We start from the raw sequence: 12,877 nt of genomic DNA on the forward strand, positions 1-12,877 counted from the left end.
ATCCGCTTCCGCTCTTCGCTGGATGTTCATCGTCAGTCCTCAACTAACCGCGCGGTGAGCCGCTCGAACTCATCGCCCCAGCCCGAGTTGTCGGTCCGCGCCAGTCCACCCAGCTCGACGTTCACGCTACCGGGCTCAGCCGGGGTGATCCGAATCCAGATCCGGCGGCGGCGGATCACCAGGGAGACCAGCAGCCCGCCCATCATGGTCAGCGCGAAGACCAGGACCCACAGCTGGGCAGGATCGTGCGATACCTGCAGGTTGATGAAGGGCACCGCGCCGTCGAACCGCACCACGGTGCCGTCGTCAAGCTTGGTCTGCTCGCCCACCTTCAGGTTCACCCGGGCCTGCTTGGTCAGTCGGTGCTGCTCGATCAGCTTCGGGTCCAGCGCGAACAGCGACTGCGGACGGCCGGTGTCCAGTCCGGTATCGCCGCGGTAGACGTCGATGGCCACTGCCGGATCGCGCAACTCCGGAAAGCTTGAGGACAGCAGCTTGCCGTCCAGCTCGGCGGTAGGCGCGAACAGCCCCTGGATGGCGATCTGGTGCTTGCGACGCTCGCGCTCGTCCGGGTAGGTGCCACCCGGTGGGTCGACCCGCATCACACCCGAGGACAGCAGGGTAACCGGGCTCTCCGGCTTCCACTGCAGCGTCGTGGTGCGGCTCTGCCCACCGGGGAATGTCACGGTGAAGGTCGGGGCGTAACCGTGGCCCTGCAGGTAGATCCGGTCGCCGCCGATCCGCAGCGGGTGGTTGACCTCAAGCCGGTAGGGACGCCAGGTGCCGGCGAGAAGGTCGGCGCCGTCCTGGTAATCGATGTTGGCGGCGAACATGGTGGCTTGTCCGCTGGGCAAGTACCGGGCATCAAAGCTGTTGACCCGCAGACAGGTTGGGTGCAGCGAGGTTCCGTCGACGACATTGCCGGCCCGGAAAGAGTCGAAAGCGGCCGGCGATGCCGAACAGAATCCCGGGCCACCGTCGGCGATCACGATGACGTTGCCCTCGTAGCCGAACATCTTGCCCGCGGCGACTGCCACCAGCAGCCCCAGCAGCGAGAAGTGGAAGACGATGTTGCCGAACTCGCGCAGGTAGCCCCTTTCCGCCGAGATCTCGGTGACGTCGCCCTCGGTGCGGGTGACTTGACGCCAGCCCTTGAGCCGCACCGATATTCGCTTCGCCACGGCCTCGGGTGCACCGGCCACGACGGCTTCGGTGTGTTTGGGCAGCCGGGCCAGATTGCGTGGAGCGGCTACGGGTTTGGCCCGCAAGCTGCGGACATGCTCGATCAGCCGCGGGGTCAGGCAGCCGACCAACGAGATGAACAGCAGCACGTAGATCGCGGTGAACCAGGAACTGGAGAACACCGAGAAGGCCTGCACCTTGTCCAGCCACGGACCGATCACCGGGTGCTGGGCCAGGTATTCGTCGACCTTGCTCGCGTTCAGCGAGCGCTGCGGCAGCAGGGCTCCGGGAATGGCGCCCAGCGCCAGCAGGAACAGCAGCACCAGCGCGGTGCCCATGGAGGTCAGGGTGCGCCAGGTGTTGCGCACCAGGGCAAGCAATTTCATACCGGGAGCCTCACGTCGCTGACCAGAGCGTCACGCACCCAAGAGGTGAAGTCGTTCCACACCCCGGTGACCAGGGCGGCGCCGACCGCGATCAGCAGTAGTCCACCGAATATCTGGATGGCGCGGGTGTGCCGGCGCAGCCAGCCCAGTCCCTGCACGGCGCGGGCCGAACCGAAGGCCAACAGCACGAAGGGAATTCCCAGGCCCAGGCAGTACGCGATCACCAGAGCAATGCCGCGCGCCACGCTGGCCCCATCGCTGGCCGAGGCCACTGCGATGACGCCGGTGAGCGTCGGGCCCAGGCACGGCGTCCAGCCGAGACCGAACACGGCACCCAACAGGGGCGCGCCCACCACGGTGGACACCTGACGCGGGGTGAACCGCACCTGCCGCTGCAGGGCCGGCACCAGCCCGACGAACACCAGTCCCATCACGATGGTGATGACGCCGCCGATGCGTTGCAGCAGAAGCTGATTGGTGATCAGCGAGGTGGTCAGCCCGAGCACGGCGACCGCGCCCATCAGGAACACCGCAGTGAACCCGGCGACGAACAACGCGGCCGCGCCGGCCACCCGCCAGCGCGCAGCGCGGACCGTCGTGGTGGTCGCTGCGTTGGGCGACTCCTCTACTCCGACCACGGCAGCCAGGTAGGAAAGGTAACCGGGCACCAGCGGCACCACACACGGCGAGGCGAACGACACCAGCCCGGCCAGCACACTCACCCCGATGGCCACCAACAGCGGTCCGGCTGCGGCGGTTTCGGCGAAACCGGTCATGCGCCGCCCTCTTTGGCCAGCCGCTGCACGACCGGCGTCAGGTCGTCGGCCAGCAGCTCACGCAAGAACACCGCCGCCACCCGGTGCTGACGGTCCAGCACCAGAGTCGACGGGATGACCGTGGTCGGATACTTGCCGCCGAACGCGATCATGGTGCGCATCGCCGGGTCGTAGATCGAGGGGAAGGTCACCTTGTGGTCGACGATGAAGTCGACCGCAGCCTGCCGGTTGTTGTCGCGCACATCGATGCCGAGGAAAGCCACGCCCTGGGCCTTGGTGGCGTCGTAGACCTTCTGCAATTCGGAGATCTCCGACCGGCACGGTCCGCACCATTGGCCCCAGATGTTGATCACCACGACCTGACCGGAAAAGTCGTCCAGGGAAAGAGTTTTCGAAGGGTCGGTCAGCGACGGTCCCTGGATCGGACCCGGCTTGCCGCGGCTGGACGGTGGGTCGTAGGTGATGTCGGTCTTGCCGCCGGGCGCCACGAATTCGAAGGTGCCGCCCTGGGCGACCGCATCGTCGCCGGTGGAACAGCCGGCCAACAGCGCGCACGCCGCTGCGGCCGCTGCCATCGCCCTGGCCAGTGTCACCAACGATTTCACTGTCCCGCGAGCTCCGAGTATCCCCAGCCGACCATGCGGTCGTCGTGGAAGTAGAACGAAGTCACCGAGGCGAGGTTGCACATCCGGCGAGTCGGGAAGTGGTGCAACTTCTTGTCGAGCATCGACCGCCGCAGCGTCTCCACCGGCAGCTGGTGGCTGACACATACCGCCTCGTGGCCGGCGCCCTTGATCCGGGCGCGGTCCAGTGCCGCGGTCATCCGCGCCGCAATCTGCCGGTACGGCTCGCCCCACGATGGCGTCTTCGGGTCCCGCAGGTGCCACCAGTTCCGCGGGTCGCGCAGCGCTCCGTCACCCGGCGAAACACGCTGCCCTTCAAAGACATTGGTGGATTCGATGAGTTCTGGATCAGCGTCGACGGGTAGGCCGTGCCGGGCTGCGATCGGAGCGGCGGTCTCCTGGGCCCGCTCCAGCGGCGAGGCCACCACGTAGACGACGTCACGTTCGGCCAGCCAGCCCGCGACTGCTTCGGCCTGCGCGCGGCCCCGGTCCGAGAGGTGGAAGTCGGGGCGGCGGCCGTAGAGAATGCCCTCGGGGTTGTACACCTCGCCGTGCCTCATGACATGGACGATGGTCTTGTCGGTCACGCGGGCTCCTCGGCTTCCCCGGCCGCACGTGCGGCGCCCGGCAGAGCGGCGGCGATCCGGTCGAACGCCTCATCGTCGAGGGCGGTCGAAACGAACCAGGTCTCAAAGGCACTGCACGGTGGGTAGATCCCTGCGTCCAGCAGGGCATGGAAGAACGCCGGATAGCGCCAGGTCTGGGTGGCCTTCGCGGAGTTGAAGTCGACGACTTCGCCGTCCCCGAAGAAGACTGTCAGGAAGTTTCCTGCGCGCGAAATCCGGTGCGCCACAGAGGCTTCGGTCAATGCCGTGGAGATCAGCGCGGACAGCCGATCGGCATTCCCGTCGAGGGTGGCGTAGACCGCGTCGTCGGCGGCACGCAAGGTGGCCAGACCCGCGGCCATGGCCACCGGGTTACCCGAGAGTGTGCCGGCCTGGTAAACCGGGCCCAGCGGGGCCAGGCGCTCCATCACCTCGGCGCGACCCCCGAATGCCGCGGCGGGCAGGCCGCCGCTCATCACCTTGCCGAAGGTGAACAGGTCGGCTTCGACCGGATCGATGCCGTACCAACCGCTGCGGCTGACCCGGAAACCGGTCATCACCTCGTCCATGATCAGCAACGCGCCGTGCTCGGCGGTGATGCGGCGCAGCGCGGCGTTGTAGCCGGGAGCCGGCGGCACGGTGCCCATGTTGCCGGGGCTGGCTTCGGTGATGACGCAGGCGATCTGGTCGCCCTGCACGGCGAAGGCCTGCTCCACCGCGGCGATGTCGTTGTACGGCAGCACGATGGTGTCGGCGGCTGCCGCGCCGGTGACGCCGGGCGAAGACGGCAGTCCCAGCGTCGCGACACCGGAGCCGGCGTCGGCGAGCAGGGCATCACTGTGGCCGTGATAGCACCCGGAGAACTTGATGATCTTGGGCCGGCCGGTGAAGCCGCGGGCCAACCGGATGGCGCTCATCGTGGCCTCGGTGCCGGAGTTGACGAACCGCACCCGCTGCACCGGGTCCACCCGGCTGATGATCTCGCGAGCCAGTTCGGTCTCGGCCGGTGTCGGTGCACCGAAGGACAGGCCGTTGACGGCGGCCTCCTGCACCGCTCGCACTACGTCTGGATGCGCGTGCCCCAGGATCATCGGGCCCCAGGAGCACACCAGGTCGACGTAGCGGTTGCCGTCGGCGTCGGTCAGCCAGTAGCCACCCGCCGAGGTGATGAAGCGCGGGGTGCCGCCGACCGCGGAAAAGGCCCGGACCGGCGAATTGACCCCGCCGGGGATGACGGTGGACGCGTCGGCGAACAGTTTCGCGGAGACGTCGGTAGAAACCATGACCACCAGTGTCCCAGCCGCTCGCAATTGGACCAACTACAGGGTGTAGTGGCCGGTCGTCGCCCGTCGCGCCGAAGGGCACGTTGTTACTGCGACTACATCGGTGCGGAAAACGACGACAGGGTCGCGAGACCAACTGGAGGACGGAAATTCCGACCCAATACCGCCGTGCAGTTGGTGTCGGAGGGCAGCGCGACACCGATTTGTCGCACGCGCGCGGGCAAGAAGACGTGGCGCCCAGGCCACGGCGACAAAGGCGATCTCGGCGGGCGAACTCAGCCCGCAGAGCTCTACTTCTGCAGCGCGAGTTTGAAGACCGGGTGGTCGGCGTCGTCGGGCAACTCACGCCAATACTGCTCGACCACCTTGCCGGCCAGCGGCCGATACACCGCGATGATCGGCGCCCGGTCCGCGACCGGTACCTCGGTGGCCAAGTAGTTCACCTTCCCGAGCGCAATCACCGGATTGGCCCGGACGTTTTTCACCCACGCGGACTCGCCGCGGGTGGACACCAGGTACTTGACCCCGTCAACTTCGGGAACGACGACCGGGATGCGCTGCAATCCCCGATCAGATTGTCGGGTGACGATCAGCGTCACGCTGCCGCCCACCCCGGTGAGCCGCGCGATGCGGTTGAAGACGTTGACCACGAACCACGGTGGCTTCAGGTAGGCCATGACTACACCGCCGACAGGGCGTCGTCGAGGATGTCCAGCCCGCGCTTGGCGTCATCGATGCTGATGTTGCACGGCGGCACCAGATGGAAGCGGTTGTAGTTCATGAACAGCAGCAAGCCGTTCTTCTTGGCGCGCGCATTGATGGCACCCATCTCCGGCGAGCTGCCGCCGTAGGGCGCCAGCGGCTCTTTGGTGGCGCGGTCCTTGACCAGTTCCACCGCCCAGAACACACCCAGGCCTCGAACGTCGCCGACGATGTCGTGCTTTTCGGCCAGTGCCGCCAGACCCGGACCGAACACGTCGGTGCCGATCAGCTCGGCGTTCTCGACGATCTTCTCGTCGTGCATCGCGGTCAGGGTGGCCACCGACGCCGCACAGGCCAGTGGGTGTCCGGAGTAGGTCAGCCCGCCCGGATACGGCTTGTCCAGGAAGCGCTCCAGGATCTTGTCGCTGACGATGACGCCGCCGAGCGGCACGTAGCCCGAGTTGACGCCCTTGGCGAAGGTGATCAGGTCCGGGGTGACGTCGTAGTTGTCCAGCGCGAACCACTTACCGGTGCGGCCGAAGCCGGCCATCACCTCGTCCAGGATCAGCACGATGCCGTGCTCGTCGCACAGTTCGCGCACACCCTGCAGGTAGCCGGGCGGCGGCGGCATGATGCCGACGGTGCCGGGCACCGACTCGAGGATGATCGCCGCGAATGCGCCCGGGCCCTCGAACTCGATCACCGACCGCAGATGCGCCAGCGACCGCTGTGTCTCTTCTTGCGGCGTCTCCGAACCGAACTGGCTGCGGTACAGGAACGGGCCGAAGAAGTGCGTGGTGCCCTCGCTGCCGTAGTCGTTGCCCCAGCGCCGGGTATCGCCGGTGAGGTTGATTGTCAGCGCGGTGCCGCCGTGATAGCTGCGGTAGGTGGACAGCGTCTTGTAGCGGCCGGTGTACACCCGGGCCATCCGGATGGCGTGCTCCACGGCGTCGGCTCCGCCATTGGTGAAGAACACCCGGTTGAAGCCCTCCGGGGCGACCTGGCAGATGAGGTCGGCGGCAGTGGCGCGGGCCTCGTTGGCGTGCTGCGGCGCAATGGTGCAGAGCTTGGCTGCCTGCTCGGCGATCGCGGCGACCACCTTGGGGTGCTGGTGGCCGATGTTGGTGAACACCAGCTGGCTGGAGAAGTCCAGCAGACGGTTGCCGTCACCGTCGGTCAGGTAGCTGCCCTCGGCGCCGGTGAAGACGATCGGATCCAGCGCGCCCTGCGCCGACCAGGAATGGAATACCCGGCTGCGTTCCAGGTCGTAGATCCGGCGGGCTTCTGGATTGGTGGGCGCGGGCATGTGGCTCCTCCTCGAGGCTTGAGACCTAGCGGGACAGCGCCGTCGCCGCGACCGGTTGCCGGTGAGGTTACTCGCTGGGCTATCCATGTCGGCCGTGATGGCCGACCATGGTGCTATGCAACTGCCGCAGTGGGTCGCGCGATTCAACCGATACGTCACCAACCCCATTCAGCGCATCTGGGCCGGCTATCTGCCGACCTTCGGCATCCTGGAGCACATCGGACGGAAGTCGGGCAAGGTTTTTCGTACCCCGTTGACGGTGTTCAGTACCGACGACGGGTTCGCGATCCTACTGACTTACGGGCCGAACCGGGACTGGCTCAAGAACATCACCGCCGCCGGAGGTGGACGACTGAAGCGGCACGGCCGGACGGTGGCGGTGACCGAGCCGCGAATCGTCACCAAGCAGCAAGCGGCGCCACATGTCACCGGCCTGGGTCGGTTGGTGTTCGGCCGGCTGCCGTTCGACCAGGCGGTCTTGCTTCACCGCGACTAGGCGCCGCCGGTTCCGTCGGATGGTCATGGTCGTCTCCGGTCGCCAGGTCCGAGCACTCGACCACCACCGCCGAGTTCGTGCGTAGGTAGTCACGCAGGCCGGTGTCCGCGTGCGCGTCGGCTGCCGCGGGACGCCAATGTGGGCGGCCGAGCGCGACCGGATGGCCGGGTCGGCCCCGGTATGCCGCGCGAGCCAGACCGCCACTGTTCTCCCGGGCCGCCGTCAACACCCGTGCGACGGCGGCCGCTGGGATATCGGGGGTGTCCACGGTCAGGATGACGGCATAGTCGGCATCGATGATGTCGGCGGCCGCCGCCAGCCCGGCACGGATGGAAGCCGAAACTCCGGTTGTCCAATCAGAGACCGCGACCGCACGCGCCGGCACCGGGATTTGCGGATGCGCAGCGCCCAGGGTCACCAGCACGTGCCGGCACCCGCCGTCGTGCAGCGCCGCGATCGCCGCGGCCAACCAGCTGCCCTGGTCGGCAAGGACTTTGGGAAATCCCATGCGACGGCCCGCCCCTGCGGCGAGCACTATTCCGACTGCGTGTGCCTGATCAGCATCCACCGCCATGACGTTACGGCGACAGCATAGCGGCGGCCAATTCGTGTTCTCCCACTTGTCTTTTGCACACGCCGCCCTACCGTGCGGGTGCTAACCCACACCCAAGTTTCGACGCAGCCGGTCCACGCCGGGTCCAGTGAGGTCGTTGATTGCGCAGGGCCGTCCGGCCATCACCATCAGCAATGCTTCGCCCGGGCCGCAGGCCTGCGGTCCGCGCCCGAACGACCACTCCAGGTCATCGGCAACCAAGCGCACTCCCCTGGCCCGCCAGATCCCCCGAAGCAGCGGCGCGTAGCGCGCGAAATCCAGTGCGGCTGCCAACCGGTCGTGCGGGATGTCGCGGGGCAAGCCCAACGGTCTGCGAATGTCCTGATGGTGAATCATGCCGTCGGACAACGCAATCAGGCCGCCAAACCCGGTGGTCAGACCTCGCGGGACGACATGTTCGGCCATGGCTTCACACAGTTCACCGGTACTTCGACCTTCGTGCCGCGCCAGCACCGTGGCATTGATTCGGGGCGGCAGCAGTGCGCCCCGCACAAACTCCCGCACCGTTTCCGCACCGGTCAGTTCGTCATACCCGATGATGTGGGCGGCGACGTCACGCACCCGCCAGCCCGTACACAATGACGGTTGATCCCACTGCTCGGCGGTCAGCCCGCCGAGCAAGTCGACCAGGTCCTGACGTTCGGCGCACGCCATCGCCAAGGCGTTCATACCGACGAGTGTGCCCGAAGTCCCGCCGGCAGACTAGGTACGAAATGCCGGGCCGCGAAGGCCCGGATGTCGTCAGGGGTATCCAGGGCCTCCACACTCGGCAGCAGCAGCGCCAGTGCGGCATATCGCAGGATGGTGTCGGCCAAGTCGTTGACGGCCTGCTCACCGATCCGGTCGGCGAATCCTTGAGGGAAGACGATCCGCAGTGCCTCGCCCATCCGGCCGACCGCGGCGCTGTAGTGCTGGTGCATGAGCTCGAGAAGCAGCGCGGGTTCGTCGGCCATCATCTGATTGAGCACCCGGTGCCGCCGGAATCGCAGGATCGACAATGTGAACGCTTCGACGTACAGATTTGATTGCGGCCCAGCGTCTTTCAGCTCAGCGGCGATGTCGGCGAACAGCGCAACGTTCTCGCGTTCGACCACAGCGGTCACCAGCTCGTCCCGGTTGGCGAATCGCCGGTAGATGGTGGTTCGGCTGACCCCGGCGCGTTTGGCGACGTCGTCGAGCGCCACCTTGCGGATGCCGTGGCGTTCGAACTCCAGCAGCGCGGCGTCCAGGATGGCGACCGTCGCGGGCGAGATATCGGATGCGGCCGGGACGCTAGCCGCGGGCATAGCCGACTTGGGCAAATTTGTTGTAGCGCACCGACATCGGCAACCTGTCCCACACCCAGTTCACCGGTTTGGTACGCCAGCAGGCGGCAAAGAACTGATACCCGCGCTCTTGGCGGTCGGTCCACGGCAGTTCCAGCAGATCACGTGCCCGGGGCGGCAGACCGCCCGTGGTCAGGAACGCCGCGACCGGGTCGAACACCAGCGCGACGACCCGCCACACCGCCGGGTTGACCCCCTTGGGGCTCGGAAAGCCTTTGATGACATAGCCGACGCCGTATCGGGCGGTCTTGTGCGGCACCGCAACTTCGTTGAGCATCCGGTCCCAATACTGCTCGAACTCGGCGTAGCTCGCCGGCATCGGCCGATCGCTCACGCCGTAGCGGCGGTACCAGGTCTTCGACTCGAGATAGATCTGCTCCTTCTCCGCGTCGCTGAGCCGCTTGACGAAGGTGTCCGCGAAGTACAGCACCTGCTCGACGAAGGTGGCGTGGGCCCAGAAATAGGTCTCCGGATCCAGCGCGTGGTAACGGCTGCCGTCGGGCATGTCGCCCTTGATGCCGTGGTGGAAGTCCCGGACCTTGGTACCGGTGTTGTCGCCGTCGGTGCCGTAGACGGTGCGGAAGATCGGCGGCAGCGACCGCTTGATCCGCGCCGAGGTGTCGGCGAAGAACACCGAGTGGTCCAGCACGCCCTGCCCTAGCTCGGCCAGCATGTTCTGCAGCACCGCCGGCCGCGGCCCGATCAGGAACATTCGGTTGTCTCCGAAGTATTTCCACACCAACGAGTCCGGCCCCAGCGGAAGGGCGTCGACCTGCTCCGATTGTTCGGCAACCTCAGTCATACGGAACAGTGTTACAAATTTTGCACTTTGTAGCAACCGTGATCTGGTGCGTTCAGACTAGTTGCGCAGGTGTTCGAGTTCGGCGATCCGGGCGGCAGATCGTCGCAGCCGACTTCGTCAACCATGAAGCCGAGGACGACCCCGACGACGACGAACGCGGTCAGATCGGGCCGGCCGGGTTCCTGGCCACCGCGGCCTGGCTGCGCGCGGCCTTCGAAGACCTGCACTTCGAACCCGCCGAGACCGCAGTCGACGGCGGCACCGTCTTGGCTGCCTGCACCATGACCGGCAGGCACACCGGCGCCTTCCAGGGCATCGAACCGACCGGGCGGCGATTCGCCCAGAGTCAGGTACACATCTTCACCACTCGAGGTGGTCAGATCACCAGCCATCGCGCCGTTCGCGACGACCTGGGTCTGCTGCTCCAATTGGGCTGGCGCCCACGGGGCTGACCGCCTATTTCAGCGGCAGCCCGGTGATCGCCCGCGCCATCACCAGACGCTGAATCTCGCTGGTGCCCTCGAAAATGGTGAAGATCTTCGCGTCTCGGTGCATCCGCTCCACCGGGTAGTCGCGGGTGTAGCCGTTGCCGCCGAGGATCTGGATCGCCTCGTCGGTGACATAGACCGCCGTCTCGCTGGCGAACAGCTTGGCCATCGAGCCCTCGGCACTGTCGAACGGCTTGCCATTGCGCGCCATCCAGCCGGCCCGCCAGACCAGCTGCCGAGCGCAGTCGATCCGGGTCTTCATGTCGGCCAGCTTGAACGCGATGGCCTGGAAGTCACCGATCTTGCGGCCGAACTGCTCGCGCTCCTGCGCGTACTCCAGCGCATACTCGAACGCGGCCCGGGACACTCCCAACGCCATGGCTCCCACGGTCGGACGTGTCCGCTCGAAGGTCTTCATGGCGACCTGTCCAGCAGAACTCTTGCCTTCTCGGGTCCGGGCGATCCGCTCTTCGAACTTCTCCCGCCCGCCGACGATGAGCCGACCCGGCAGACGCACTTCGTCCAGCACCACTTCAGCGGTGTGCGAGGCGCGGATGCCGTGCTTCTTGAACTTCTGTCCTTGACTGAAACCCTTTGTGCCAGGCGGGATGATGAAGCTGGCCTGACCTCGCGAACCCAATTCGGGGTACACCGAGGCGACCACGATATGCACGTTGGCGATACCACCGTTGGTGGCCCACGTCTTGGTACCGCTCAGCACCCATTCATCGGTGGCCTCGTCATAGCGAGCCTTGGTGATGATCGCCGAGACGTCCGACCCCGCACCAGGTTCGGACGAACAGAAAGCAGCCAACTTAGGATCGGCGACACTGCCGAACATCTGCGGCAACCACTCACCCAGCTGCTCGGGGGTTCCGTTGGCCGCCAACGAGGCCGCCGCCAGGCCGGTTCCCATGATGGACAACGAGATTCCCGCATCGCCCCAGAACAGCTCCTCGACTGCGGTGGGCATACCCAGACCGCTCGGTTCGGCGCTCTGGGTGGCAAAGAACTCCATGGAGTACACGCCAACCTTGGCCGCCTCCTGGATGATCGGCCACGGCGTCTCTTCCCGCTCGTCCCATTCAGCAGCGGCGGGCCGAATCACATCCTTGGCAAACGTGTGGACCCAGTCGCGGACCTCGACGACGTCCTCCGGCAGTTCAAGCGAAAATGACATGCGCGACACATTAACGGGTGCGCCGCAAGGCTCCAACGCCGAATACCAGCAACACCCCGGCCACCGCCGCCAAGACCAAAGCCAAGGACAACAACACCGGGTCGTAGTTGACCGACGCCTTGGCCGGCTCGCCGGCGATCACCGGTTCGATCTGGGCCGGCGTGGCCGCCGCCAACCAACTCCACACGCATCCGACGATCGCGATCAGCGCGGCCGACAGCTCGGCGATCGCTTTTTTCATTCGGTGGCCATCACCGATTCGAGGGCGGCTCGCAGGCCGTGGTGTCGGCGTGCCCACGCCTGCGCGGTGCGGTCACCGGTCAGCCTGAGCCCGATGCCGGTACGCCCGCGCGGCACCCCGGTCAACTCGCCCAACGCCCGTGCCGATTCCCACTGCTCTTCACCATTGGCCGGCGGGTAGATCTCGACGATGGCGTGGGTGGGAATGGATTCGGTGCCCTGGCGCAGGAATTCGCGCGTCAACTCAACCGAGGTGTGAATGCGGGCGGCCTTGGTCTGGATCCACATGAAACCGGTGACGATCACCAGGAAGGCGAGCGGCACCAGCGGATCGACGTGGTGCGACGACCACAGCTCCATCCCGGCGATCGAGACCGCGGAGAACGGGCCGAGCGCCAACCACCACAAGCTCGCCCCCGGCTCGCTGAACAGAATCTGTTCGTCGACGTCCGGGGCCCCATCCGGTTGCGCCGCCGTCACTGTTCAGCCTCCCCGTCGAACCAGGCCTGCGCCCCAGAGGATCGGACGGACACCATCCCCGCGATCAACGGCAGCAGCGCCAACAGCGTCAGCACGTGCGTCACGCCGAACACCACGATCAGCGCGACGGCGACCACGATCGCCAAGGACAGCGCCACCGCCGCACGCTCGAACCGGCGATCGCCGGTGCGGATGCGGCCCGCCAGAAAGGCCAAGCCGACACCGGCCAGCACCACGATGAGGCCGCCGCCGCGGAAGACCGCCGGCAATGCCGGATCCACCGTTGCAGTCAGCAACCCACCGACAATCAACAGCACCGCGGCCACCATCCAGCACCAGTAGGCGACAGTGACGGGACGCGGCCGCGGAGCAGAAGGCAATTCAGTCATG

The 12,877-nt window shown here is 66.6% G+C and carries 17 protein-coding genes; 2 read left to right on the forward strand and 15 right to left on the reverse strand.

Annotation, left to right across the window (positions count from 1 at the left end; genetic code table 11):
• Positions 1-32: 32 nt before the first annotated feature.
• The 7 genes from ABIA30_RS09385 to ABIA30_RS09415 form a co-directional block, all read right to left on the reverse strand.
• On the reverse strand, positions 33-1,568 hold the full coding sequence (locus ABIA30_RS09385) for a cytochrome c biogenesis protein ResB (RefSeq protein ID WP_370064414.1): 1,536 nt from the start codon (positions 1,566-1,568) through the stop codon (positions 33-35).
• Complete coding sequence (locus tag ABIA30_RS09390; protein WP_370064416.1) at positions 1,565-2,344, reverse strand: cytochrome c biogenesis CcdA family protein; 780 nt, start codon at positions 2,342-2,344, stop codon at positions 1,565-1,567. Before ABIA30_RS09390 ends, ABIA30_RS09385 begins: the two co-directional genes overlap by 4 nt.
• A complete protein-coding gene (locus tag ABIA30_RS09395; RefSeq protein ID WP_370065479.1) occupies positions 2,341-2,919 on the reverse strand; it encodes a TlpA disulfide reductase family protein in 579 nt (192 codons plus the stop codon). Before ABIA30_RS09395 ends, ABIA30_RS09390 begins: the two co-directional genes overlap by 4 nt.
• 26 nt (positions 2,920-2,945) lie before the next feature.
• A complete protein-coding gene (locus ABIA30_RS09400; RefSeq protein ID WP_370065481.1) occupies positions 2,946-3,527 on the reverse strand; it encodes a histidine phosphatase family protein in 582 nt (193 codons plus the stop codon).
• A 23-nt stretch (positions 3,528-3,550) separates the two neighbouring features.
• Positions 3,551-4,855, reverse strand: a complete 1,305-nt coding sequence (hemL, locus tag ABIA30_RS09405) for a glutamate-1-semialdehyde 2,1-aminomutase (RefSeq protein WP_370064418.1) — start codon at positions 4,853-4,855, stop codon at positions 3,551-3,553.
• A gap of 290 nt (positions 4,856-5,145) precedes the next feature.
• A complete protein-coding gene (locus ABIA30_RS09410) occupies positions 5,146-5,532 on the reverse strand; it encodes a nitroreductase family deazaflavin-dependent oxidoreductase (RefSeq protein ID WP_370064420.1) in 387 nt (128 codons plus the stop codon).
• 2 nt (positions 5,533-5,534) lie between these two features.
• Positions 5,535-6,863, reverse strand: coding sequence for an aspartate aminotransferase family protein (locus ABIA30_RS09415; RefSeq protein WP_370064422.1), 1,329 nt, complete (start codon positions 6,861-6,863; stop codon positions 5,535-5,537).
• A 115-nt stretch (positions 6,864-6,978) separates the two neighbouring features.
• Here ABIA30_RS09415 and ABIA30_RS09420 point away from each other — a divergent pair, with 115 nt between their 5' ends.
• Positions 6,979-7,359: a nitroreductase family deazaflavin-dependent oxidoreductase gene (locus ABIA30_RS09420; RefSeq protein WP_370064424.1), complete on the forward strand. Its 381-nt coding sequence runs from the start codon at positions 6,979-6,981 to the stop codon at positions 7,357-7,359.
• Here ABIA30_RS09420 and ABIA30_RS09425 read toward each other — a convergent pair.
• The 4 genes from ABIA30_RS09425 to ABIA30_RS09440 form a co-directional block, all read right to left on the reverse strand.
• Entirely contained in the window at positions 7,289-7,927 is a 639-nt protein-coding gene (locus ABIA30_RS09425; RefSeq protein ID WP_370064426.1) for an NTP transferase domain-containing protein, read from the reverse strand. The two genes, ABIA30_RS09420 and ABIA30_RS09425, sit on opposite strands and share 71 nt — an antisense overlap.
• An 87-nt stretch (positions 7,928-8,014) precedes the next feature.
• Positions 8,015-8,641: a maleylpyruvate isomerase family mycothiol-dependent enzyme gene (locus ABIA30_RS09430; protein WP_370064428.1), complete on the reverse strand. Its 627-nt coding sequence runs from the start codon at positions 8,639-8,641 to the stop codon at positions 8,015-8,017.
• Complete coding sequence (locus ABIA30_RS09435; RefSeq protein WP_370064430.1) at positions 8,638-9,258, reverse strand: TetR/AcrR family transcriptional regulator; 621 nt, start codon at positions 9,256-9,258, stop codon at positions 8,638-8,640. The genes ABIA30_RS09430 and ABIA30_RS09435 overlap by 4 nt, the downstream gene beginning before the upstream one ends.
• A complete protein-coding gene (locus ABIA30_RS09440) occupies positions 9,245-10,099 on the reverse strand; it encodes an oxygenase MpaB family protein (protein ID WP_370064432.1) in 855 nt (284 codons plus the stop codon). The genes ABIA30_RS09435 and ABIA30_RS09440 overlap by 14 nt, the downstream gene beginning before the upstream one ends.
• 38 nt (positions 10,100-10,137) lie before the next feature.
• Between ABIA30_RS09440 and ABIA30_RS09445 the strand changes: the two genes are divergently transcribed.
• On the forward strand, positions 10,138-10,551 hold the full coding sequence (locus ABIA30_RS09445) for an ester cyclase (RefSeq protein ID WP_370064434.1): 414 nt from the start codon (positions 10,138-10,140) through the stop codon (positions 10,549-10,551).
• 4 nt (positions 10,552-10,555) lie between these two features.
• Here the strand turns inward: ABIA30_RS09445 and ABIA30_RS09450 are convergent, their stop codons facing one another.
• Genes ABIA30_RS09450 through ABIA30_RS09465 form a run of 4 tightly spaced genes read right to left on the reverse strand, consistent with a single transcriptional unit; the run spans position 10,556 to position 12,876 of the window.
• The gene (locus ABIA30_RS09450) at positions 10,556-11,767 is read right to left on the reverse strand and encodes an acyl-CoA dehydrogenase family protein (RefSeq protein WP_370064435.1); all 1,212 of its coding nucleotides are present in this window, start codon (positions 11,765-11,767) and stop codon (positions 10,556-10,558) included.
• A 10-nt stretch (positions 11,768-11,777) separates the two neighbouring features.
• A complete protein-coding gene (locus ABIA30_RS09455; RefSeq protein WP_370064436.1) occupies positions 11,778-12,008 on the reverse strand; it encodes a hypothetical protein in 231 nt (76 codons plus the stop codon).
• The gene (locus tag ABIA30_RS09460; protein ID WP_370064437.1) at positions 12,005-12,487 is read right to left on the reverse strand and encodes a DUF3093 domain-containing protein; all 483 of its coding nucleotides are present in this window, start codon (positions 12,485-12,487) and stop codon (positions 12,005-12,007) included. The genes ABIA30_RS09455 and ABIA30_RS09460 overlap by 4 nt, the downstream gene beginning before the upstream one ends.
• Positions 12,484-12,876 carry a hypothetical protein gene (locus ABIA30_RS09465; protein ID WP_370064438.1) on the reverse strand — a complete coding sequence of 131 codons (393 nt, stop codon included), beginning with the start codon at positions 12,874-12,876 and terminating at the stop codon, positions 12,484-12,486. Before ABIA30_RS09465 ends, ABIA30_RS09460 begins: the two co-directional genes overlap by 4 nt.
• Between the last annotated feature and the right edge of the window lies 1 nt (position 12,877).

This window comes from Mycobacterium sp. MAA66 (genome assembly GCF_041261665.1).
In the GTDB taxonomy this organism is placed as follows: domain Bacteria; phylum Actinomycetota; class Actinomycetes; order Mycobacteriales; family Mycobacteriaceae; genus Mycobacterium.

Coding starts and splice junctions, on each gene's coding strand:
- ABIA30_RS09430 (WP_370064428.1), bottom strand. CDS start 8,641: ATGAACGCCTTGGCGATGGCGTGCGCCGAACGTCAGGACCTGGTCGAC.
- ABIA30_RS09420 (WP_370064424.1), top strand. CDS start 6,979: ATGCAACTGCCGCAGTGGGTCGCGCGATTCAACCGATACGTCACCAAC.
- ABIA30_RS09450 (WP_370064435.1), bottom strand. CDS start 11,767: ATGTCATTTTCGCTTGAACTGCCGGAGGACGTCGTCGAGGTCCGCGAC.
- ABIA30_RS09435 (WP_370064430.1), bottom strand. CDS start 9,258: ATGCCCGCGGCTAGCGTCCCGGCCGCATCCGATATCTCGCCCGCGACG.
- ABIA30_RS09415 (WP_370064422.1), bottom strand. CDS start 6,863: ATGCCCGCGCCCACCAATCCAGAAGCCCGCCGGATCTACGACCTGGAA.
- ABIA30_RS09455 (WP_370064436.1), bottom strand. CDS start 12,008: ATGAAAAAAGCGATCGCCGAGCTGTCGGCCGCGCTGATCGCGATCGTC.
- ABIA30_RS09410 (WP_370064420.1), bottom strand. CDS start 5,532: ATGGCCTACCTGAAGCCACCGTGGTTCGTGGTCAACGTCTTCAACCGC.
- ABIA30_RS09390 (WP_370064416.1), bottom strand. CDS start 2,344: ATGACCGGTTTCGCCGAAACCGCCGCAGCCGGACCGCTGTTGGTGGCC.
- hemL (WP_370064418.1), bottom strand. CDS start 4,855: ATGGTTTCTACCGACGTCTCCGCGAAACTGTTCGCCGACGCGTCCACC.
- ABIA30_RS09440 (WP_370064432.1), bottom strand. CDS start 10,099: ATGACTGAGGTTGCCGAACAATCGGAGCAGGTCGACGCCCTTCCGCTG.
- ABIA30_RS09385 (WP_370064414.1), bottom strand. CDS start 1,568: ATGAAATTGCTTGCCCTGGTGCGCAACACCTGGCGCACCCTGACCTCC.
- ABIA30_RS09400 (WP_370065481.1), bottom strand. CDS start 3,527: ATGAGGCACGGCGAGGTGTACAACCCCGAGGGCATTCTCTACGGCCGC.
- ABIA30_RS09465 (WP_370064438.1), bottom strand. CDS start 12,876: ATGACTGAATTGCCTTCTGCTCCGCGGCCGCGTCCCGTCACTGTCGCC.
- ABIA30_RS09395 (WP_370065479.1), bottom strand. CDS start 2,919: ATGGCAGCGGCCGCAGCGGCGTGCGCGCTGTTGGCCGGCTGTTCCACC.